The 21,731-nt window shown below is 46.4% G+C and carries 17 protein-coding genes; 4 read left to right on the top strand and 13 right to left on the bottom strand.

Annotated elements, in window-relative coordinates; genetic code table 11:
* Positions 1–34: 34 nt before the first annotated feature.
* The 9 genes from Q1A23_RS10530 to dapF form a co-directional block, all read right to left on the bottom strand.
* A complete protein-coding gene (locus tag Q1A23_RS10530; protein WP_299822923.1) occupies positions 35–1,534 on the bottom strand; it encodes a Do family serine endopeptidase in 1,500 nt (499 codons plus the stop codon).
* Between the two features lie 179 nt (positions 1,535–1,713).
* Positions 1,714–2,238, bottom strand: a complete 525-nt coding sequence (locus tag Q1A23_RS10525; protein WP_299822920.1) for an Hsp20/alpha crystallin family protein — start codon at positions 2,236–2,238, stop codon at positions 1,714–1,716.
* Positions 2,239–2,391: 153 nt separating this feature from the next.
* Complete coding sequence (locus Q1A23_RS10520) at positions 2,392–3,186, bottom strand: DUF2490 domain-containing protein (protein WP_299822917.1); 795 nt, start codon at positions 3,184–3,186, stop codon at positions 2,392–2,394.
* 37 nt (positions 3,187–3,223) lie between these two features.
* The gene (locus Q1A23_RS10515) at positions 3,224–4,417 is read right to left on the bottom strand and encodes a M20 family metallopeptidase (RefSeq protein WP_299822914.1); all 1,194 of its coding nucleotides are present in this window, start codon (positions 4,415–4,417) and stop codon (positions 3,224–3,226) included.
* Between the two features lie 248 nt (positions 4,418–4,665).
* The gene (locus Q1A23_RS10510) at positions 4,666–5,181 is read right to left on the bottom strand and encodes a sporulation protein (RefSeq protein ID WP_299822911.1); all 516 of its coding nucleotides are present in this window, start codon (positions 5,179–5,181) and stop codon (positions 4,666–4,668) included.
* The gene (deoC, locus tag Q1A23_RS10505) at positions 5,174–5,836 is read right to left on the bottom strand and encodes a deoxyribose-phosphate aldolase (RefSeq protein ID WP_299822908.1); all 663 of its coding nucleotides are present in this window, start codon (positions 5,834–5,836) and stop codon (positions 5,174–5,176) included. The genes Q1A23_RS10510 and deoC overlap by 8 nt, the downstream gene beginning before the upstream one ends.
* A gap of 120 nt (positions 5,837–5,956) precedes the next feature.
* Positions 5,957–9,331, bottom strand: coding sequence for a preprotein translocase subunit SecA (secA, locus tag Q1A23_RS10500; RefSeq protein ID WP_299822905.1), 3,375 nt, complete (start codon positions 9,329–9,331; stop codon positions 5,957–5,959).
* Between the two features lie 295 nt (positions 9,332–9,626).
* Positions 9,627–10,142 (bottom strand): GNAT family protein, encoded by a 516-nt coding sequence (locus tag Q1A23_RS10495; protein WP_299822900.1) that lies wholly within the window; start codon positions 10,140–10,142, stop codon positions 9,627–9,629.
* Positions 10,143–10,239: 97 nt separating this feature from the next.
* Complete coding sequence (gene dapF, locus Q1A23_RS10490) at positions 10,240–11,013, bottom strand: diaminopimelate epimerase (protein ID WP_299822897.1); 774 nt, start codon at positions 11,011–11,013, stop codon at positions 10,240–10,242.
* Between the two features lie 105 nt (positions 11,014–11,118).
* Here dapF and Q1A23_RS10485 point away from each other — a divergent pair, with 105 nt between their 5' ends.
* The 3 genes from Q1A23_RS10485 (at position 11,119) to Q1A23_RS10475 (ending at position 13,902) form a co-directional block, all read left to right on the top strand.
* Complete coding sequence (locus Q1A23_RS10485) at positions 11,119–12,012, top strand: class I SAM-dependent methyltransferase (RefSeq protein WP_299822894.1); 894 nt, start codon at positions 11,119–11,121, stop codon at positions 12,010–12,012.
* A 65-nt stretch (positions 12,013–12,077) separates the two neighbouring features.
* Positions 12,078–12,755 carry a porin family protein gene (locus Q1A23_RS10480; protein WP_299822892.1) on the top strand — a complete coding sequence of 226 codons (678 nt, stop codon included), beginning with the start codon at positions 12,078–12,080 and terminating at the stop codon, positions 12,753–12,755.
* 208 nt (positions 12,756–12,963) lie between these two features.
* Entirely contained in the window at positions 12,964–13,902 is a 939-nt protein-coding gene (locus tag Q1A23_RS10475) for a phosphatase (RefSeq protein ID WP_299822889.1), read from the top strand.
* A 307-nt stretch (positions 13,903–14,209) separates the two neighbouring features.
* Here Q1A23_RS10475 and Q1A23_RS10470 read toward each other — a convergent pair whose 3' ends face one another.
* Entirely contained in the window at positions 14,210–16,585 is a 2,376-nt protein-coding gene (locus Q1A23_RS10470) for a hypothetical protein (protein WP_299822886.1), read from the bottom strand.
* 213 nt (positions 16,586–16,798) lie between these two features.
* Between Q1A23_RS10470 and Q1A23_RS10465 the strand changes: the two genes are divergently transcribed.
* Complete coding sequence (locus tag Q1A23_RS10465; protein ID WP_299822883.1) at positions 16,799–17,869, top strand: Ldh family oxidoreductase; 1,071 nt, start codon at positions 16,799–16,801, stop codon at positions 17,867–17,869.
* Positions 17,870–18,042: 173 nt separating this feature from the next.
* On the opposite strand, the gene hscA is transcribed toward Q1A23_RS10465, so the two are convergent.
* The 3 genes from hscA to eno form a co-directional block, all read right to left on the bottom strand.
* Positions 18,043–19,908 carry a Fe-S protein assembly chaperone HscA gene (hscA, locus tag Q1A23_RS10460; RefSeq protein WP_299822880.1) on the bottom strand — a complete coding sequence of 622 codons (1,866 nt, stop codon included), beginning with the start codon at positions 19,906–19,908 and terminating at the stop codon, positions 18,043–18,045.
* A gap of 135 nt (positions 19,909–20,043) precedes the next feature.
* Positions 20,044–20,343 (bottom strand): septum formation initiator family protein, encoded by a 300-nt coding sequence (locus tag Q1A23_RS10455; protein WP_299822877.1) that lies wholly within the window; start codon positions 20,341–20,343, stop codon positions 20,044–20,046.
* A 90-nt stretch (positions 20,344–20,433) separates the two neighbouring features.
* Positions 20,434–21,711, bottom strand: coding sequence for a phosphopyruvate hydratase (gene eno / locus Q1A23_RS10450; RefSeq protein WP_299822875.1), 1,278 nt, complete (start codon positions 21,709–21,711; stop codon positions 20,434–20,436).
* Positions 21,712–21,731 lie beyond the last annotated feature (20 nt).

The following is a 21,731-nucleotide window of genomic DNA, read 5'->3' as shown; positions in this document are numbered from 1 at the left end:
TGCAGAAGCTTTCTGTTACTATAGTTGGCAATTATTACCCTTTACCTATCGGGTAATAAGCTTTAAGTCCGTCTGGGTAAACACCCTCGATGTATACGACACCGCTGTCAATGTTCTTCAGGAGTTTTTCAACATCTGCCGGCTCGTTTACACTATATTTATCTATACGTGTAATGATAAACCCATCTTTCATGCCTGTTTCGCGGAACTTGCTGTTTCTGACATCGCTTATTTTCGCTCCACCGTCAATGCCTAGTCTGTTCATTTCCTGCTTGCTTACGGCTTCAAAAGTAGCCCCGTCAAACGATACTGATTTTGCATTGCTTCGCTTTACAATCTCTGTACTGTTGTTCAGGTTCTTAAGCGTTACTGTGGCATTTCGGTCCTTGCCATCACGCAGATACTCTACCTTTACCTTATCGCCAGGGCGGTAACGTGCAATCTGCTCCAACAACTGAGAAGATTTACCAACTTTCACGCCATTTACAGCTGTAATCACGTCACCGGTTTTAAGACCTGCCTCCTGGGCTCCACTCTTTTCTTCTACACCGGCAATGTAAACCCCGTTAAGTGTTTTGATGTTATTTTCTTTTGCGAACGTAGCGTCTATTTCCTGTATGGTAGCACCAAGCAAAGCACGCTGTACTTCGCCATACTTTATCAGGTCATCTACCACCTTGCTTACAATAGAAGAAGGCACGGCAAAAGAGTAACCAGCAAAAGATCCGGTTTGTGAAGCAATGGCAGTATTGATACCCACCAGGTCACCGTTCAGGTTTACCAAGGCGCCACCCGAGTTACCTGGGTTTACAGCAGCATCTGTCTGGATAAATGACTCTATACTTAAATCCTTGTTCTGGTTTGTGCGCAGGATGTTAATGTTACGGCCTTTCGCACTCACAATACCAGCTGTTACCGTGGAGGTAAGGTTCATCGGGTTGCCTACTGCCAATACCCACTCTCCTACCTGTAGCTCATCAGAGTTACCGTAGCGTATAGTTGGCAGTTTATCGGCATTAACTTTTAAAAGGGCGATATCTGTAGTTGGGTCTGTACCGACAAGCGTTGCTTCGAACTTACGCTTATCGTCCATTACTACTTCAATTTTAGAGGCTTCTGCAATTACGTGGTTGTTGGTGATAATGTAGCCATCAGACGCGATGATCACACCCGAGCCTGAACCAACCTGTGGGCCACGCGGCACACGCTGGCCAAACCCGTCTCCGAAAAACTCTCTCAGGAAAGGATCCATCGGGCTGCTGCTACGGCTCGCTACATTCGGGCTATATTCTGTCATTACGTGTACAACAGCCGGGGTTGAAACCTGGGCAGCCTTAACAAAATTTAAACCAGCAGGTGCTTCTACATTGCTGCTATTCATGCTGCTGGTGTAGCGCACCGTTGGGTACTGCTCAACTCTATCAGCGTTAGTGGTAGTTGCTTCGTCTTCCAGCAGCTTATAGCTACCAACGGCAACACCGCCACCTAACATGGCAGATAGCGTTAAGCCAACGATAAACTGTTTCGTTCTCATATGATTAGTTTTAGTATGTTAAGCTTTATTCAGAATATTAAGGTTTAGCTATACTTATAAGGGTAACGCTATATTATATACGATAGTATCTGGTATACTGATAAGTATAAATCCAACACATACCTAAATAACAAAAAAGAGGCCAAACTATCTTGGCCTCTTTTAAAAAAAATCTTCAGTTACGCTTTTTTGGCCTTTCCGTTTGCGGCGGCAGTTTCCAGCTTTTGCTGTGGCGCATTCTCTTCAGAGGTCCTCTTTTTCCCCTCACCGGAAGTAGAGATACTTATCTGCCGTTTCATGGTTTTGTGTTCATCTTTCGGCACCGTTACTAGCAGCACGCCATCTTCCAAGTGGGCAGATATCTTGTCCGGGTTTACTTTATCCGGCAGGTAAAAGGTTCTGCTAAAAGCGCCATATTGTGTTTCCATCATATGGTAGCGTCTGCCTTCCTCTTTTCTCTCCAGTTTGCGTTCGCCGCTTATCGTTAGCCTGCCCTCCTGGAAATCAATGCTGATGTCTTCTTTCTTAACACCTGGTAAAGCAATTTCAATATCGTAGCTTTTCTCAGTTTCGCAGGCATCTACGTGCGGCGTAAAACCAGAGAAGTTCTTAGCATTAACTGATTCGTTAAAAAACCTGTCTAGCATTGAGCTAAATGAACCTGGCATACTTTCCTGCATGCCATTATATTTATTTAGTGCCATAGCTGTATACCTTTTAATGTTTTACAATTTGTTTACAGCTACTTATGTATAAAAACTATACCATTCGATTTATCCTTCTATTTCACGAAATAATGTCACAAATATAACCATTTACTTAGTTAAAGAACTGTAATATTGACAGTTAGGCTGGTTTTAGTACGTAATACTGGCAGTTTGAGCAGCTCTGTTTATATTATACTTAACCTCCAAGCCAAATACCGGAGATACGCGATTGCGCTTGGTGGTGTAGCCGTCTTTTACCAGCTGTCCCTGCTCATTGTACTCCGGAGATACCAACACATAGTAATAATCTGTCTGGCGCATAAAGTATGGGTTCAGTCGCAGCTTCTCTGTTAGCTCATAGTTTAAGCTTACACGCAGCCGTGTGCGGTCTATGGTTCTTTCTTGTGTGTTGCCCTGGTCCTTTTTACCTAAAGAAGAAATCACCATGGCCTCATAGCTTATACTTGGCGTAATAAATTTGTTTTTAAGCGGCAAGCGCCTGCCCAGCTCGGCCATCCCCCTGAACCTGCCAAACGCATCGCGCTCTTCCTGGTCGGTATACTCTGCTATAAGCTGCTTGTTAAAGTATAAACTGCCCAGGTTGCCATTGTGCCGCAAAAACAAAGTATAAAATACCATCTTCGGAAAGTCTTCGGCGGCATAACGAAGTATGGCTCCACCTCTCCAATGGTCTGTGAAGGTTTGCTCGTACCCCAGGCTCAACTCAACACGCTCAAAGGTGCTAAGCACTCCTGATTCATTTAAATCGTTGTAATCTCCATCAGTATTAATGCGGTACTGGTTCCGGAAGAAAAGCAGTCCGCTTTCGCCTAATCCATAATTAACCTGCAGTTCGGGCCAGATAGCGGTTGGGGCAGTGACTTTGCTTTGCCCCTGGGTAAGAGCAGGCAGCAACAGCAAAAGTATAAAGTATAGCTTTTTCATGGGTTCTTTACTTAAGGGTTTACAACGCACTATGTTGTTATACTTCTTTTAGCTCTTGCAGGGCAATGTAAGTCATCAAGCCTATGCCTGTTTCTAGTGCAGCCTCATCAATATCAAACGTAGGTGTGTGCACTCCTGATGTTATGCCGCGCTCATCGTTTCTGGTGCCGAGACGGTAAAAGCAGGCTGGCACTTCCTGGGAGTAATAGGCAAAGTCTTCTGCCCCCATCCACAAGTCCAGGTCTACTACATTTTCCTCTCCCAGATAGTCCGCTGCTGCTGTGCGTGCGATAGCTGTTAGTTCCGGATCGTTCTTCAAGTATGGGTAGCCATTTTTAATGTCGATATCGCAACTACCGCCCATACTTTCGCAAAGTCCTTCTGCCAGCTTTTTAATTTTCTGGTGTGCTTCTTTGCGCCATACTTCGTTCATCGTCCGGAAAGTGCCTTCTATCTTTACCTCATTCGGAATAACATTGGTAGCCCCCCTGGCCTCTACTTTACCAAACGACAGTACCGACGGTACTTTAGGGCTGGCATGGCGGCTCACGATCTGCTGCAGCGCCACAATCAGGTGTGCCGAAATCAGCACAGGGTCTATATTCATTTCCGGCAAGGCCGCATGCCCCCCTTTGCCTTTTACCGTAATGTAGATCTCGTCGGCGCTAGCCATGTACATCCCAGACTTAAAGCCTACTTTACCTGCAGGCAGCATCGGAAACACATGCTGCCCTATAATACCAGCAGGTGCCGGGTTCTGCAACACGCCTTCTTTTATCATAATAGAGGCACCACCCGGAAACTTCTCCTCTCCCGGCTGGAAAACTAATTTTATAGTACCCTCAAACTCTTCGCGCATTTCCTGAAGTATACGTGCCACACCCAGCAGCGAAGCAGTATGCACATCGTGTCCGCAGGCATGCATCACGCCTTCATTTTTGGATTTATACTCTACCTCATTTGCCTCCACTATAGGTAAGGCATCCAGGTCAGCACGCAGGGCGATGGTTTTCTTTTCAGGATTTTTCCCTTTGATAAGCGCAACCAAGCCTGTGGTAGCCATTCTTTCAGCGGCAATGCCATACTGCTCCAGCACCTGCTTCACATAAGCGGCCGTGTTATACTCTTCAAAGCTTAATTCGGGGTTGGCGTGTATATGGCGGCGCACCTGCACAGTATCGGGTGCAAAGGTTTGTGCAAGTTCTTTTATTTTGGCTACTAGGTGAGTCATAGTGGTTGTTTCTGTAAAAATAGTGCCTGCTTAAAGGTTAAAGTATAATCCAGCGATTACACTGGGTACTACGTTTTTAAGCGAGACATTTAACAAATGTAATTTTTAAAGCTTTATTTAAGAAATCATTTAAGCTTCAAAACCTTCATTATAGAGTATAGCGATACCTGCGTTCCTAGAAAACAATAAAGCGTTGCAGCCATACCTGACTGCAACGCTTTATTTATACTTTATCCCTTTTAGCCGCTTTAGTAGCTTTTATCAATATTGATCTGGTCCTGCACTATCTGCGCATTGGGAATAAGATCTGCTATGCGGTTTAGCACCTGCTGCGCCTCTACCCTGTTAAAGAAGTCTCCAACCTTTAGCCTGAAGTTAGGTTGCTGGTAGGTCAGGTAGTCTTTCACATCCGGCACCCGCGATATGATAGCTTTTCGCAGGTTCATCACGTCCTGTCGCTGAGAGCCATTGTATGCTAAAATGCGATATCCCTGCGCATACTTTATGTTCTTGTTAACGCTGGCAACGGTATCCATCAGCACCGCCACCTGGTTGTTTACATGGTTGCTTGGCTCTACGCGCGCTGCAGTTGTTGTTTCCGGAGTGCTGTATTTTGGCCGGTACTGGCTTAAATCCTCGCTTACTTTCTCTTTTCCGGTTGCTTTTCCTGTATCGGATGTACTTTTACCCGAAGAAGAGGCACATGCCGCAGAAAACAGCAGCAGCAACAGCGACAGGGCAATATTAAGAATTCTGTTATTCATGGGTTACTATTTGTATGCTGGCTGAGCAGCCTAATCTGTCAGCACCTGCTTTTACCAATGCTTCTGCCTCTTCATACGTGCGTATGCCACCGGCGGCCTTTATTTTCATCGAATTTGGCAGCACGCGGCGCATGAGCTTTACATCTTCTACGGTGGCACCCCGCGAAGCAAAACCAGTAGAGGTTTTAACGTAATCCACGCCTGCACTAGCGCAAAGTTCACATGCTTTTACTATCTCCTCCTCGGTCAGTAAAGCTGTTTCGATAATTACCTTAAGCTCCGCTTCTTTCAGATGGCAGAATTTGGCCAGATCACTCAGCTCATTCTCCACCTCCTCATACTTGCCCGATTTAAACGCAGATATATTCATAACTACGTCTATCTCATTTGCGCCGTCGGCAATAGCCTGGTGCGTTTCCAGAAACTTTACTTTGGGGTGCTGGTAACCTAACGGAAAACCAACTACCGTGGCTACTCTCACAAGTGAGCCCGGCCCTAGGCGGTCTTTCGCCAACTGCACATAACATGGGGCAATGCACACAGCGGCAAAGCCATAATTACGGGCTTCATCGCACAGTTGCAACACCTGTTCTGCGGTAGCGTCCGGCTTAAGCTGTGTGTGGTCTATACAAGAAGCAAGTTCTTCTCCTGCCATATATTTAAAGGCAAAAGATAAAGGACATAAGACAAAAAATATTCTTTCGCCTTACATCCTTTATCATTTTTAATTTATACTTAATGCAGCTCCTGGTGTATACTTCGGAGCTGGCACTCTTTATTCTTCAATTATTACGCAACGGTTGTGCAGCAGGTCGTCTTCTACGGTTTTATACTTTACGTCCTTCACTACACGGCCATCAGTATACTGCACGCTAACTCTGTCGTTGCGGCCCGCTACTTTTTGCGAGTGCGCCGGCAATACTTTCTCTGGCTCAGGCGCTGGCATGGAAGTATGGCCCGACTGGTCTTCTAAAGAGGAGTGCACTTCCTGCTTTTGTTCTTTTAACACAGGAGGTTTTGGTGCCATAGGCGGCCTTACCGGAACTTGAACTTGCTCTGGTGCCTGCACAGGTATAAACGCATGGAACAGGAACTCAATTGTTTGCTCGTTCACTTTTCCGATCATGCGCTTAAACAACTCAAACGACTCGAACTTGTAAATCAAAAGCGGGTCTTTCTGCTCGTACACGGCATTCTGCACACTCTGTTTCAGGTCGTCCATCTGGCGCAGGTGCTCTGTCCAGGCTTGATCTATGGTACCTAGCGTAATGATTTTCTCCATTGCACGAAGAAGCTCCATGCCATGCGACTCATATGCCTTGGTTAAGTTAGCCACAGCAGCCAACTGACGCTTACCATCGGTAAACGGCACAGCCACGTTCTCAATCATCGGCCCACGGTTCTGGTGGATATCCGCAATAATTGGGTAAGCCTGCTCAGCTGTTTGCTTGTTTCTGGTTAAGTAGTGGTTAAGCGCCTCGTTGTATAAACGCTCAGCCAATTGGTTAGCCTGTCCAGACTTAAATTCATCTTCCGTAATCGTGGACTCAATACCGAATACACGTAGCACATGCAGCTGGAAGTTTTCGTAATCGCTGATGTTCTTATAGCTAACGATCACATCTTCGCTGATGTCATAGATCATGTTCCAGATATCCAGCTCCAGGCGCTCACCATAAAGTGCGTTTCTGCGGCGCTTGTACACCACCTCGCGCTGTGCGTTCATCACGTCGTCATACTCCAGCAGGCGCTTACGCATGCCAAAGTTGTTCTCCTCCACTTTCTTCTGCGCACGCTCAATAGAGTTCGTGATCATAGAGTGCTGAATCACTTCGCCTTCTTCCAGACCCATGCGGTCCATCAGGCGGGCAATACGATCCGAGCCGAACAAGCGCATCAGGTTATCCTCCAGAGACACAAAGAACTGTGAAGAACCCGGGTCACCCTGACGACCGGCACGACCACGCAACTGGCGGTCTACGCGGCGAGACTCGTGGCGCTCTGTACCAATAATAGCCAGACCACCTGCAGCCTTAGACTCTGGAGCAAGTTTAATATCGGTACCACGACCAGCCATGTTAGTAGCTATCGTAACGGTACCTGGCTTACCAGCTTCGGCCACAATTTCGGCTTCTTTCTGGTGCATCTTAGCGTTAAGTACCTGGTGCCTGATTTTGCGCAGCGTAAGCATACGGCTCAATAGCTCTGATATCTCAACTGAAGTTGTACCAACCAGTACAGGACGGCCAGCTTCTGTCAGCTGCACAATCTCGTCGGCAACGGCGTTATACTTTTCGCGAACTGTTTTATATACTTTGTCGTGCTCGTCTTTTCTTGAGATTGGGCGGTTGGTAGGTATTACTACCACATCCAGTTTGTAGATGTCCCAGAACTCACCTGCTTCTGTTTCGGCAGTACCCGTCATACCAGAAAGCTTGTGGTACATACGGAAGTAGTTCTGTAGCGTAACTGTAGCGTAGGTCTGTGTGGCATCTTCTACCTTCACATTCTCTTTTGCTTCAATGGCCTGGTGTAAGCCATCTGAGTAACGACGGCCTTCCATTACACGGCCTGTCTGCTCATCTACAATCTTTACCTTGTTATCTGGCGTTACAATATACTCTGTGTCCTTCTCGAACAAAGTATAAGCCTTTAGTAGCTGGTTGATTGTATGGATACGCTTTGACTTCTCCTGGAAATCAGCAATCAGCTTTTCTTTAGCATGCAGTTGCTCCTCATGCGCAAGTGCTTTGTTGTTCTCAATCTCAGCTATCTCCACTCCGATATCCGGCATAATGAAGAAGTTCGGGTCTTCGCCCTGGCCTGTGATCAAGTCAACACCTTTCTCTGTAAGCTCTATTTGGTTGTGCTTCTCATCGATGGTGAAGTATAGTGGCTCATCAGCCTCTGGCATCATACGGGAGTTATCCTGCAGGTAATGGTTCTCCACTTTCTGCATGATCGCACGGTTACCTGTTTCGCTCAGGAACTTGATCAGCGGCTTGCTCTTAGGCAGACCACGGTAAGCACGGAACAATGATAGACCACCATCCTGTGTGTTCCCTTCTTTAATCTGGCGCTTGGCATCTGTCAGGAAGTTTTGTACAACTTTACGCTGCGCCTCAACCAGCATCGCAATGCGCGGCTTCAGTTGGTAAAACTCGTGCTCATCGCCGCGTGGCACCGGGCCTGAAATAATAAGTGGCGTACGGGCATCGTCAATCAATACAGAGTCCACCTCATCCACCATGGCATAATGGTGCTTGCGCTGTACCAGGTCCTGTGGTTCACGGGCCATGTTGTCGCGCAGGTAGTCAAAGCCAAACTCGTTGTTTGTACCGTAAGTTATATCTGCTTTGTAAGCATTGCGGCGGGATTCAGAGTTTGGCTGGTGCTTGTCGATACAGTCGATGGTCAGGCCATGGAACTCAAACAAAGGTGCCATCCACTCCGAGTCACGGCGGGCAAGGTAGTCGTTTACGGTAACTACGTGTACACCGCGCTTGGCAAGGGCATTTAAGTATGCTGGCAAAGTTGCCACCAAGGTTTTACCTTCACCGGTAGCCATCTCAGAGATTTTACCCTGGTGCAGCACGATACCACCAATCAGCTGCACATCGTAGTGTAGCATGTCCCAGGTTATCTCGTTGCCGGCAGCTTCCCATTTATTTGCCCAGATGGCATTATCGCCGTCTATTTTTACGTTTGCCTTGCGGGCAGCCAGTTGGCGGTCCATGTCGGTAGCAGTTACTACTAACTGGCCGTTTTCCTTCCAGCGGCGGGCCGTCTCTTTCACAACGCCAAAGCCTACCGGCAGCACTTCCATCAGCACTACTTCCAGGTCTTTGTTACGCTGCTTCTCCAGTTCATCAATTTCAGAGAAGATATTCTCTTTCTGAACGATATTTAGCTCTGGCTCGTCGGCAACACGCTTGTGCAAGGCCGCTATTTGCTCATCAATGGGCTTCAGGCGCTCATCAATAATACCTTTTATTTCATAGGTCTTCTGGCGAAGCTGGTCGTCAGTAAGGCCGCTAAGTTTTGCGTACTCTTCGTTTACTTTAGATACATAAGGTAGTACCTCTTTTATATCTCTGTCGGATTTGGTTCCGAATAGTTTCGCAACGGTTTTACCGAAAAAATCAAACATCTGTGTCTGTTGTTCTTAAATGAAATCTTCTGTTTGCAATATCGTCAAAAATAGCTGTTTTTCCGATATATCTAACATTCTGTACTAAAACAATACCATATTAACTCCTGAATAGGTTATCTGCCATATTTACCGGAGAAGTATAGCAAACAAACTATTTATACTTCAGCGGCTTAATAGCCTATGCCAGAAACAGGTGAAGCGTGGCATTGTGGCAGGAGAAGCAGGCTACCGGCTCTTTGTTTAAATTCCCCTTAGCCCGGAAAGCACTTTGAGAGTATACTCGTACTAACACCTAAAGTACCTTCTGAAATTCCACTACATCTTCCCAGCCATCGAGGGTGCGCAGCCAGTCTTTACGGATGCCTATACTTTGAAAACCGGCTTTAGTGAACAGGTTTATACTTTTAAGGTTGCCAGCAGTAACCGAGCAGTATAGTTGGTGCAGGTGAAGCGTGCTTTGGCAGTAGCGGAGCAGCAGCTGTAAGGCATCGGAGGCATGCCCGTTTTTGCGGTGGCCCGGGGCGATAGCGATGCCTACTCCTGCTCTGCGGTGCATGGGCTCAAAATCGAACAGGTCTACAGCGCCTACAGCCATGTGGTCAGCGTTGCAAATAACCAGGCGCAGCTGCTTTATAGTATAAATATCCAGGGCTGCGTTTTCGAGGTACTGCTCCAGCACAAATTTTGAGTATGGCGTAAGTGTATTGCCCACATGCCATACTGAGATATCGTTTTCTAAAGTATACAGAAAATCCAGGTCAGTTGGCTCGAGGGCGCGCAGGTAAGTATGGTCTGTTTTAAGAAACACGGTTTACTCTTTTATACTTTAGACTAAGCTACAAAAAGAAAAGGCTCCCGGCAATTTTACCTGCCAAAAGCCTCTGTGTAAAGTATAGTTTTGTTCTTTATGCGCTGATAACACCAGTATATACCTGCTTAGCCGGCCCAATTAAATGGATATACTTAAAGCCATCGCCTGCTTGTTCAAAAGCTACCTGCAGGTTGCCACCCAGCGTTTTTACTTTAATCGGGCTCTGCATACCTTTTAAACCTGCCACCAAAGCAGCGGCTGTTACACCTGTGCCACACGATAATGTTTCGTCTTCTACACCACGCTCGTAAGTGCGCACAAAAATTTCATCACCACCAAGGCGCTGCATAAAATTAACGTTGGTACCGTCTGCTTTAAAGCGATCGTTGTAGCGAATGGCGCGACCTTCCTCATATACATCGAGGTTTTCCACGCTATCTACAAAGCGTATATAGTGCGGAGATCCGGTATTCAGAAAATAATCTTCGCCAATCTGCTCTACGCTTGCTACATCGTTCATCCTAAGTTGGATAAGGTCACGCTCTACACTTGCCTGGTGCTCGCCGTCTGCTGCCAGAAAGCAGGCCACGTCCTCTATCACACCTAATTGCCTTGCAAAGCGCACGGTGCAGCGTGCTCCGTTTCCGCACATAGACCCCAAACGTCCATCGGCATTAAAGTATACCATTTCGAAGTCGTAGTCCGGGTGATCCTGCAAAAGTATAAGCCCATCTGCGCCAACACCTGTACGGCGGTCGCAAAGTGATTTCACGAAGGCCTCGTCGTTTGCCGGGAAAGCAAGTTTACGGTTGTCTACCATCACGAAGTCGTTGCCCGTGCCCTGGTATTTGTAAAAGCTAATTGCCATGTATATGAAACAAATGTAACATCGGAAGCGTGCACTTTTTATGGTTAAGCGGATTATGAGTAATTTTGCCTAAGTGGCGCTCAGCCCGAAATAAACGACAAAGATATGTATTCCTTTTTAACAACAGAAAATTGGGCTGACTATGAGTTGGTTGATTCCGGAAATTTTGAAAAACTGGAGCGCTTTGGCCAGCATTATATAGCACGCCCTGAGCCACAGGCTATCTGGGACAAGCATCTGCCTGAGCAGGAGTGGCAACGCATGGCCAATGCCGTTTTTACCCGCGACAAAGGCAGCCAGGAAAAAGGCCAATGGAAACTGAAGAAAGGAATGCCGGAGCAATGGTTCATAGACTACAAGTATAACGACCTGAAACTACGGTTCAGACTGGGCTTATCCTCGTTTAAGCATGTAGGCCTGTTTCCGGAGCAGGACAGCAACTGGAAGTTTATTTACGATACCACCCGTAAGCTAAAAGCGTCACAGCCAAAGGTGCTAAACATGTTTGCCTACACCGGCGCCGCCACGTTAGCTGCCAAAGCTGCCGGTGCCGACGTCACCCACCTCGACTCTATCAAGCAGGTTAACTTCTGGGCCCGCGACAACATGGAAGCCAGCAACCTGGATAACGTGCGCTGGATAGTGGAAGACGCTATGAAGTATGCCCGCCGCGAAGTAAAGCGCGGCAACAAGTATAACGGCATCATTCTGGACCCGCCAAGCTACGGCCGCGGTCCTAACGGCGAAAAATGGCAACTGGAAGACGAACTGAATGAGATGATCAAACTCTGCCGCGAAATGCTGGACGGCACCGATTATTTCCTGCTCATCAACCTATACTCGATGGGCTTCTCGGCGCTGGTACTCGACAACCTAATGCGCGGCACATTTGGGGAGATGGTAAAGAACGAAGAACTGGGTGAATTATACTTATTGGATGGCGGTGAGCGTAAACTGCCATTAGGTACGTTCTTTAGGTTTACTTCGGTGGGGAGGTAAGTATAAAATCAAAGTTAATTAACATGTAAAGTAGTGCTTGCACTAGAATTTTTGAAAAAATACACATGAACAAAATTTTACTTGTACTGGGAGTGGTTCTAATTCTGAGCTCCACAGTTTCTTTTGCGCAAAGCAATGCCATAAGAATAGGTATAGAGGGTGGTCCAAACAGGTCTTCATTTTGGGGGAATGACTTTGCTGAGAAAGGCGGATACACCAAGAAGGCAATCAATTTCTCTTCTGGTGTTTCATTTGAATATCACTTCACAGACTTGCTCTCTTTTCGCTCCGGGCTTGCTTTTGAAAGAAAGGGTGTAACCTTCCAAGTTCAACAAATTGATGAGTCACGTACTAAGTTTGGAACAGCAACAGGTAGATCCACATATGATTATCTAACGCTACCATTGCTAGCCAAAATAACTTTGGGTGATAATCCAGTCTTCTTTGTAAATGCAGGCCCTTACTTGGGATATTTACTAAAGCAAACTAATATTATAGAAGATTCTGATATACAGCCTGGCTCCCGAGAAGATCGTACAGGAGATAACAGAAAACTGGATTTAGGTATTACAACAGGTCTCGGTGCCGGAGTCAAAGTAACCGACAAAGTGTTAGTAACAATGGAGCTACGCTATAATCTTGGGCTTTACAATATTAGTGCAGTTCCTGTTTATAATAATGGTGAGGTTAGAACCAAGTCAGCTAATTTATTAATTGGTATAGCACATAGAATTAGAGATTAATATAGTTTTTAAATTAAAATTGCTACTGGCACAAGTCCTAAAAGCAGCATGACTTGTGAAGTGCCATAACAAGGAGTCTTCATACTTCAGTATGCCCTACTTTATACTTTCATAAGTCTGAAGACTTGCCAGCATGTACAGGCGCAAGTGACGCTTAATGCTTAACACTTGCGCCATACTTTAAACAATCACCAACTAATAAACACCAATGAAAAACCGCCTCGCACTAATCGACATGGGTACCAACACCTTTCACCTGCTTATTACAGAAGTAGGCGAAGATGGGAAGCTGCATGATTTTGTAAGAACCAAAGTACCGGTGCGTTTGGGGCAAGGAGGCATCAGCAACGGAGCTATAACACCTGAGGCATCTGAACGTGCTCTTAAAACGCTAAGAGATTTCCGGAAACAGATTGATGCGCATGGCGTGGAGACAGTTCGTGCCATGGCTACGAGTATGGTGCGAAACGCATCCAATGGCGACGATTTTGTAAAAGACATCTATAAGCAAACCGACATACAGGTAGAAGTAATAAATGGAGCCCGCGAAGCAGAGCTGATCTATTATGGCGTACGCTCTGCCGGTGTGCTGGATGAGAAGACGGCTTTGATCATGGACATTGGTGGCGGCAGCGTGGAGTTTATACTTTGCAACGCACAGGAGATCTTCTGGAAGCAGAGTTTTGAAGTTGGAGCCCAGCGCCTGATGGACCAGTTCTTTACCGAAGACCCGATTGCTCTTGAAAGTATAACCGCCGAAAAAGCATACCTGGAGGAAAAGCTGCAGCCATTAACTGCTGCCATTGCAAAGTATAAACCAACTATACTCGTAGGCTCCTCCGGCACTTTCGACACCATCTGCGACATTAACGCTTTAGGCAAAGGCGACACCTCTCGCCAACAGGCACAACCGGCCGCCTCTTATCTAGCCGTTGCAGACTACTACGCAGTACACCAGGAGTTGCTTAGCAAAAACCACGATGAACGCCTGGCTATGCCCGGTATGCTGGAGATGCGCGTGGACATGATCGTGCTGGCAAGTATAGTTGTCGATTTTGTACTACAGAAGTATAACCTGCAGGAGATTCGCGTGTCAGCTTATGCCTTGAAAGAGGGTGTGCTGCAGCAGGCGCTGGCTAGTATGTAGGTACTGCCTAACACTTACCCTAATCAGATCTAACCACCCCTGGCCCCTCCTTATCCAAGGCGGGGAACTTCTTCATTACTTTAGAACAAGTATAAACCCTGTTGCTTCAGCTTAACCTCCCTTCTACCAAGATACTTGACAGGATGACAAATGATGTATAGTTGCTATTATTGATGCAGTTGAATTAGTAAGAAAATTCCCCGCCTTGGATAAGGAGGGGATAAAGGGGTGGTTGGACCCGGTACAACAGAAAAGAAACAGCCCCGGAAGTATAAACTCCGGGGCTGCAACATTAATATCTGTAAAGCTACCCAAGCTTTGCCAATCGTTTCCGTTCTTTCTCGTAGGCCTTGCGCAGCTTCTTCAGGCCCTTATGGTTTTGCGTATGCTGGGCTGCGGATACTTTTGCCTCTTGTAACGCTCTGTTCTGAATATCCTTTAAAGCCAGCTGCCTGCCAATTTGCTCCTGCACTTTCTTCGTTTTGCGTTTTGCATAGCCTTTGTCTAGCAGCGAGGTTAGCAATTGTGTCGCAACACCTTCCTCTTGCTGGCTGGCAAAATACGATACAACATGAGATGCAAAATCCTGCTTTTTATGCTCTCTCGCAAAATTGAAAAGCGACACATGATTTAAACCGAATTTACCAACACCTTTATCCAGGTAGTAAGCGCGGGCCTGCTCATATAATTGCACCGCATCAGCATAACGCTTGGCAGAAACATGGCGGTTTACATCTTCCAGCATGCGTTGGTAGGTAGCAGCTGCCAATATCTCGGTGCGGCCATCCTGGGCTGTAAAGGTGGCTATGCTGCAGTCTGTTTTCTCTTCTGCAGCTTTTATGGCAGCCACAAAAGCCTGATCGGCAGCAATGTATTTTCTTTGCTGCATCAACTCTTTGGCATTCTGAAAATGCTTGTCGTAAGCGGCCTGTGTGTTAACGCACTCCTGGGTAAAAATGCGCTCACGGAGCAGGTTATACTTGCCTAGCACTTCAGTATCGCTTTGTAACCCATAACGGTCTTGCATGGCCACGGCAGCAGATGCTGTTGCACGGGCATTGCTTAACCTGTTTCCCATGGCCTGCTCATAGCCCTCGGTTAGCTTCGCTAAAAGTATAGGCTTTGCAGCTTTTCGGGCCAAACCACCTAACTCCTGCACCGGCTTAAAAGTATAACGGTTTTCCAGTTCCAAAGCTCCCTCAAACTCGCTAAGGGCAGCGCTGTAGTTTTGCTGGCTCAGGTAGCGCTTGCCCAGATCAATGTGCTGCAGGTAGTACTGGAATTTTACCTGGCCCATTAAGTTAGCTGCCTCCTGTTCACGGCTAAGTATAAAGTCGTAATCCTGCTGAAAAGCCAAAGCTTCTTCTGCCACGCGCTCTGCCTCTCTTAAATCATTGCGCGACAGCAGGCGCTTTCCATTATCTATCAAGGCACGATAGGCTCCCATAGCGGCTCTGCTTTCGCCATCGTTCAGGGCGGTCATGTTACAGCGAAGGCCGCGAATAGTACTGCACAAGTCTCTGGCCTCGGCATAAGAAGCCAAAGCATTATGGTAATCACCGCGTGTAGTTAAGGTATTGCCACTAGTAATGATTGCTCCATAAATATCGTGCATCAAATCCAACGCAACTGCTTCCGTCTCGCGGTCAACGCGCATGCTGGTTAGTACATCGCGGTTACGGTTAGATGCCTCGCGTATGTAGCCATTCATAAAATCCAGCCGGGCCAGCTCTACGTGTGCTGGTGCAAAGCGCGGGTTAGCCTCTACTGATTTGGCAAAGTATACCTGGGCCCCTGAGCGGTTACCTTGCTTCATCATACCTAAACCGCGGTTGAAAAACTGTTGATCCAGGGTAGCCAATGTATGGTTAATGGCGCTGCGGCGGTTTTGTAGCGTTTCCTGCAGTTGCGCAAGTTTATAGTTCAGGCGTTGTGGGTCGTTCTTTTCAAGGTCCAGCTTATTAGCTAATTGGCTCTTCAGGCTGGCATGCAGTACTTCCATTCCTTTTAGGTTGCGGTCCTGCAGGTTTATCCGGTCCACGTCATCCGGGCGTATATGCGCTACCTCCTGCAGGGCTTGCTGTATCTTAGCCTCAACTGCAAAGTATTCTTTAACCAGGCTCAGACGTTCTTTCAGGCGAGCTTCAGTTGCAGTAGTATAAATTACCTCCTTCTCCTCCAGCTTAAGTTTATACCCTTGCGCTGCGGCAGTATCGGGTATCGTAACCTCCAGTATTTTCTGGTTGCTGCCGTACAGCTGCACGCGTTGGTTTGCATATTCTTTAACCTTCTCGTTTTTGCTGTTAAGCAGGCATACTTTATACTTCAGTTCCTCCGGCTTAAGTACATCACCTAAGTCAAAACCCTTGTTGTAGATGTCGCCGCTTACAGCAACGCTTTTAAGATGAACCTGCAGCAGTAGGTTATCACCGGCATCGGTGATGCGGGCATGCTGCTCCAGGCGCACCGTAAATTCTGGAATGCGCGTTGGGCGTCCACCTCCTTTGGCTGTAACCGGGGCATTACCCAATATAGATAACATGCTGTTAAGAGGGGCCTGGTTGCTGTTACCATGCTTCATCAAGTATGAATCTGAGGTGTTTTCCTCGAAGATAACCTTGGTTTGTGCCTGTACAGTTAGTACAGCCAGCAACAGCGAAAAAAGAAGTAGAGCTTGTTTCATATAGCAAATCCTTTAGAACCTGATTTGCCCAAGACAAAATCTGTTCCACAAAATCGTTGAATCCACGAAAGTATAGAAAAAGTATATATTTAACTCGTTATCAGCATTTAAAAACAAGTATAAAATTGGTACGCTCCTTTATATAAAGTATAAAGTTGAGCCATTGGTTTGATATTTTCTTAATTTGCTGCCTTTTAACAGCGTGTATCCTTTATGTATTCCTATAAACAACTATTCAATTTTACACAGGAAGTCTTCCTGAGCATGGGCTGCCCTCCTGAAGATGCCAAACTAGCTACGGAAGTTTTATTAGAGGCAGACCTTCGCGGTGTAGATTCGCATGGCGTGGCCCGCCTTAGCGGTTACGTGCGCCTTTGGGAAGCAGGCCGCATAAACGTTACCCCAAACGTGCGTATTGTACACGAAACGCCCAGTACCGCAACAGTAGACGGAGACGGTGGCCTAGGCCTTGTGGTAGCACCACAGGCCATGAAAATTGCCATTGCCAAAGCAGCGCAGGTAGGTACAGGCTGGGTATCGGTTAAAAACTCAAACCACTTTGGTATTGCTGGTATACACGCCATGGAAGCCTTAGCGTCCGATATGATCGGCATGGCCATGACCAATGCCTCACCGTTGGTAGCTCCTACCTTTTCTACAGATAGAATGCTAGGCACTAACCCGATAGCAGTAGCCGTACCTACAAAAAACCAACCTCCTTTTGTAGCCGACTTTGCCACGGCCTCTGCAGCAAACGGTAAACTTGAAATTTTGCAACGCAAAGAAAAGAAAGCGCCTGCAGGTTGGATACAGACAAAAGACGGAGAACGCTCTACGAATGCAAACGAGTTAAAAGATGGCGGTGCTTTGCTGCCACTAGGTAGCGATAAAACGCACGGCAGCCACAAAGGCTATGCGCTGGCCTCTATAGTTGATATTTTTTCAGCGGTGCTTTCGGGAGCTAACTATGGCCCGTGGGTACCTCCGTTTGTTAGCTTTTTGTCTCCACCAGAAAACCCGGTTGGCGAAGGTATTGGTCATTTTCTGGGTGCTATGCGCATCGATGCTTTCAGGCCAGCAGATGATTTTAAAGCACACATGGATAACTGGATAGAAACGTTCCGGAAAGCGAATGTGGTGAAAGGTGAGAAGTGCGTAGTTATACCCGGCGACCCGGAACGTGAAATGACAGAGAAAAGGCTTAAAAAAGGCATCCCCTTGTTGGCACCTGTAGAGCGCGATTTAGAGTCGTTGGCTCAAAAATTCAAGCTTAAGTTCCTTTAAAGTATAACTGTACAGCCAGCACCTATTTGTATGGCAACGCTTTTAAAACTCGTGCTATAATTGTACTGATTGTATAGCACACCTGTATTATTGGTTTATACTTGTAGCAGACAAAACAAAAGTGCCGGCAGTTTTAGCTGCCGGCACTTTTGTTTTAAGTATGGTTATTTTACTTACTCTATCTTTTTGCCTTGCATGGCCTGCTTAATGGATATTTGCATAACACGCTCAGCAAACGGGCTGGTTTGTTCCTCCAGCACATCTATGGCCGCATAAATTGCATCCTTATCGCCACCAGCGGCCAACACATCTCTTAGGTTCTGCAGGTTTTTATTTGTTAACTGTATCTCCTCCCCTGTCAGGTGCTCGCCATTTTTCTGCACAAACCGCTCTACCTGGTATAGCATCTGCTCTGCTGTAGACCGCGCCTCTATCTGCATGCGTGCCGCTACATCGTCTTTGGCATTTACCATAGAGTCCATCAGCATCTGCTCTACCTGTTCATCCGTCAAACCATACTGTGGCTTTACTTCTACCTCCTGCCGTGCACCAGAACGCAGTTCAATGGCTTCTACTTTAAGTATACCATCGGCATTAAGTATAAAGTTAACATCCACTTTCGGGAAACCGGCTGGCATGGCTGGTATACCTTTCAGATCAAACTCGGCTAGCTTACGGTTTTCTTTTACAAGGTCGCGCTCTCCCTGGTAAACAGAGATTTTCATGTTCACTTGCCCGTCTACAGATGTTGTGTACTGGCGTCCAGCTTTTGTCGGGATCTTAGAGTTGCGGGGTATGATTGGGTCCATCAAGCCGCCCATTGTTTCTATACCTAATGTTAAGGGCGTTACATCTAGCAACAAAATATCTTTGCGGTTACCGGCAAGTATGTCGGCTTGTATGGCAGCACCAAGAGCTACTACCTCGTCGGGGTTAAGCGAGTTGTTAGCAGACCTCCCGAAAAACGCTGATACTGCCTCGTATACTAATGGCACACGCGTAGAGCCGCCTACCATAATCACAGCATCAATTTGCTCTTGCTGCAGCTTTGCATCGCTCATGGCCATGCGGCAGCTTTCAATGGTTCTGTTTACGATTGGTGTAATAAGGGTCTCAAACGTATGCCGCTCTATGTGGCAGTCTATTTTGCCGCCTATTGTGCCTGTGTATACTTCCTGTGTACTTAACGTTCGCTTTGCTTCTTCTGCCTTCAAACGCAGCTCCTGCGACAGGTTCTTGTCCTGGTTTACTGTGTCTGCAATTAGTTCGTTATTCTGTATCCAATGGTTGATAATGGCACGATCAAAGTCATCCCCCCCCAGGTAAGTATCGCCATTAGTAGAAAGCACCTCAAAAATGCCCTGATGTATGCTAAGTACAGAAATATCAAATGTGCCACCTCCTAAATCATATACCGCTACAGTTTTCTCCTCGTTAGGGTCTATACCGATACCATAGGCAAGCGCTGCAGCCGTTGGCTCGTTCACGATACGAAGCACTTCTAAACCTGCCAGTTTACCGGCATCTCTGGTGGCCTGTCGCTGTGAATCGTTGAAGTATGCGGGCACGGTTATAACCGCACGGTTAACCGGAGTTTTTAGGGAGTGCTCAGCACGTTCGCGCAGCTCTCTCAGTATCTCCGCTGAAAGCTCTATCGGAGAGTAAAACTTGTCCTGAACACGTACTTTAACCAAACCTTCGCTGTTGTCATCGATTATCTTATACCCAAAGTAATCTTTGTGCTCACCCAGGTCTTTATATGATTTGCCCAACAGGCGCTTAACAGAGTAGATGGTGTTTGCCGGATCCGTGATGAGGTAATCTTTTGCTTCAGTACCCACTATTGTATCGCCGTTTTGCGAAAAATGCACAACAGAAGGTACAATAGCACCTTGCCCCTGGTCGTTTATCGGAATAGGGTTTCTATCTTCCGGATGGATGTAGGCTACTAAACTGTTTGTCGTTCCTAAATCTATTCCTACTATTATTTCTTCCTGCTGTATGGAACCTGTTGAAAGGTTTATTGCAACTTTTGCCATAGTCTATAATTTACATTAGGCCTCTGCTAAAGAACAGCGGCACGTGGCACAAAGTTACGAATAATTTGGGGAGGGATTGGCCTCAAAGGCAGAACACCTAACGCGGCTACAGAATCAGACTATACTTGCCTGCTATTAATCTTCTTTCTGAGGCACTACTATAAACACCTCTTCATTAGGTTTCTTCATCAAGTATTTCTCACGGGCAAATTTCTCGAGTAGTTCCTGGTTACTCAGCAGTTCTCTACGGTCTTTCTGCACCTCATCAATCCTGTCCAGGTAATACTGCTTTTCAGACTCAAGCCTGCTCAGCTCCTTTTTCATCTGAAACTGCGTGATAAAATCATTTGAATCAAAGAAGAGCATCCAAACCAGAAACGCAGCTGTGGTAATAAAATAGTAATTGCGGAAAAACTTTGGAATGCGCTTGATCATAAACACTTTTATAAGAGGACTTATACAAAAATAAGGCTGTGAGTCATAAAACCCACAGCCTTAGCTATAAATATTTTTATAACTGAAGTATTAGAACTTTTTCCCAGGGAAGTATGCCACTTCTCCCAGCTCCTCTTCAATGCGAAGCAACTGGTTATACTTAGCCATTCTGTCTGAGCGGGAAGCAGAACCTGTTTTTATTTGCCCTGTGTTTAACGCTACTGCAAGATCTGCGATCGTGTTATCTTCAGTTTCACCAGAACGGTGGCTCATTACGCTCTTATACCCGTGGCGCAAACCAAGGTTGATGGCGTTGATTGTTTCAGTTAACGTGCCAATCTGGTTTACTTTGATCAGGATTGAGTTAGCCACACCTTGATCTATACCTTGCTGCAGACGCTCTACATTTGTTACAAACAGATCATCGCCTACTAGCTGTACTTTGTCGCCAATAGATTGTGTCAGCTCTTTCCAGCCTTTCCAGTCGTCCTCATCCATACCATCTTCTATAGAAGCTATCGGGTACTTTTCAGTCCACTCTTTCCAGTAGCTTACCATTTCAGAAGATGTAAGTTTGTCGCCTGTAGATTTTTTGAAAGTATAAAGGCCTGTAGACTTATCGTAGAACTCAGAACTTGCTGCGTCCATGGCAATCATCATGTCGTCTCCTGGCTTATAACCAGCAGCTTCGATGGCTTGCAATACAACCTCAATAGCCTCTACGTTAGATGCAATGTTTGGAGCAAAGCCACCTTCATCACCTACGTTAGTAGAAAGTCCTTTCTTCTTAAGTACATTCTTCAGGTGATGGAAAACCTCAGAACCCATACGTAGTGCTTCTGAGAAAGAAGGAGCACCAACAGGCATGATCATAAACTCCTGAAAGTCGATAGCATTATCTGCATGGCTGCCACCGTTCAGAATGTTCATCATCGGTACTGGCAAAGTGTTAGCATTAACACCACCAACATAGCGGTAAAGCGGCATGTTAAGCTCAAGGGCAGCAGCGCGTGCCATAGCAAGCGAAACACCAAGTATGGCATTGGCACCTAAATTACCTTTATTGGCAGTCCCATCCAGCTCAACCATTATTTTATCAAGCAGGTTTTGCTCATACACAGGAAAACCAACAAGCTCTTCTGCAATCTTTTCATTCACATTCTTCACAGCCTGCAGTACACCTTTGCCCATGTACTTGCCTTTGTCGCCGTCTCTTAGCTCAACTGCCTCGTGTATACCAGTTGATGCTCCAGATGGCACGGCTGCTCGGCCTAAAACACCGCTTTCCGTTATTACATCTACTTCTACAGTAGGATTGCCTCTGGAATCAAAGATTTGCCTTGCTTTAATGTCTGTTATCAAACTCATAGATTTGGTTTTAACTATAG

It is taken from the genome of uncultured Pontibacter sp. (assembly GCF_947492645.1).
Taxonomy (GTDB): Bacteria; Bacteroidota; Bacteroidia; order Cytophagales; family Hymenobacteraceae; genus Pontibacter.
Note: the sequence above shows the minus strand (reverse complement) of the source record. Positions and strands in the feature narration are given on the sequence as shown.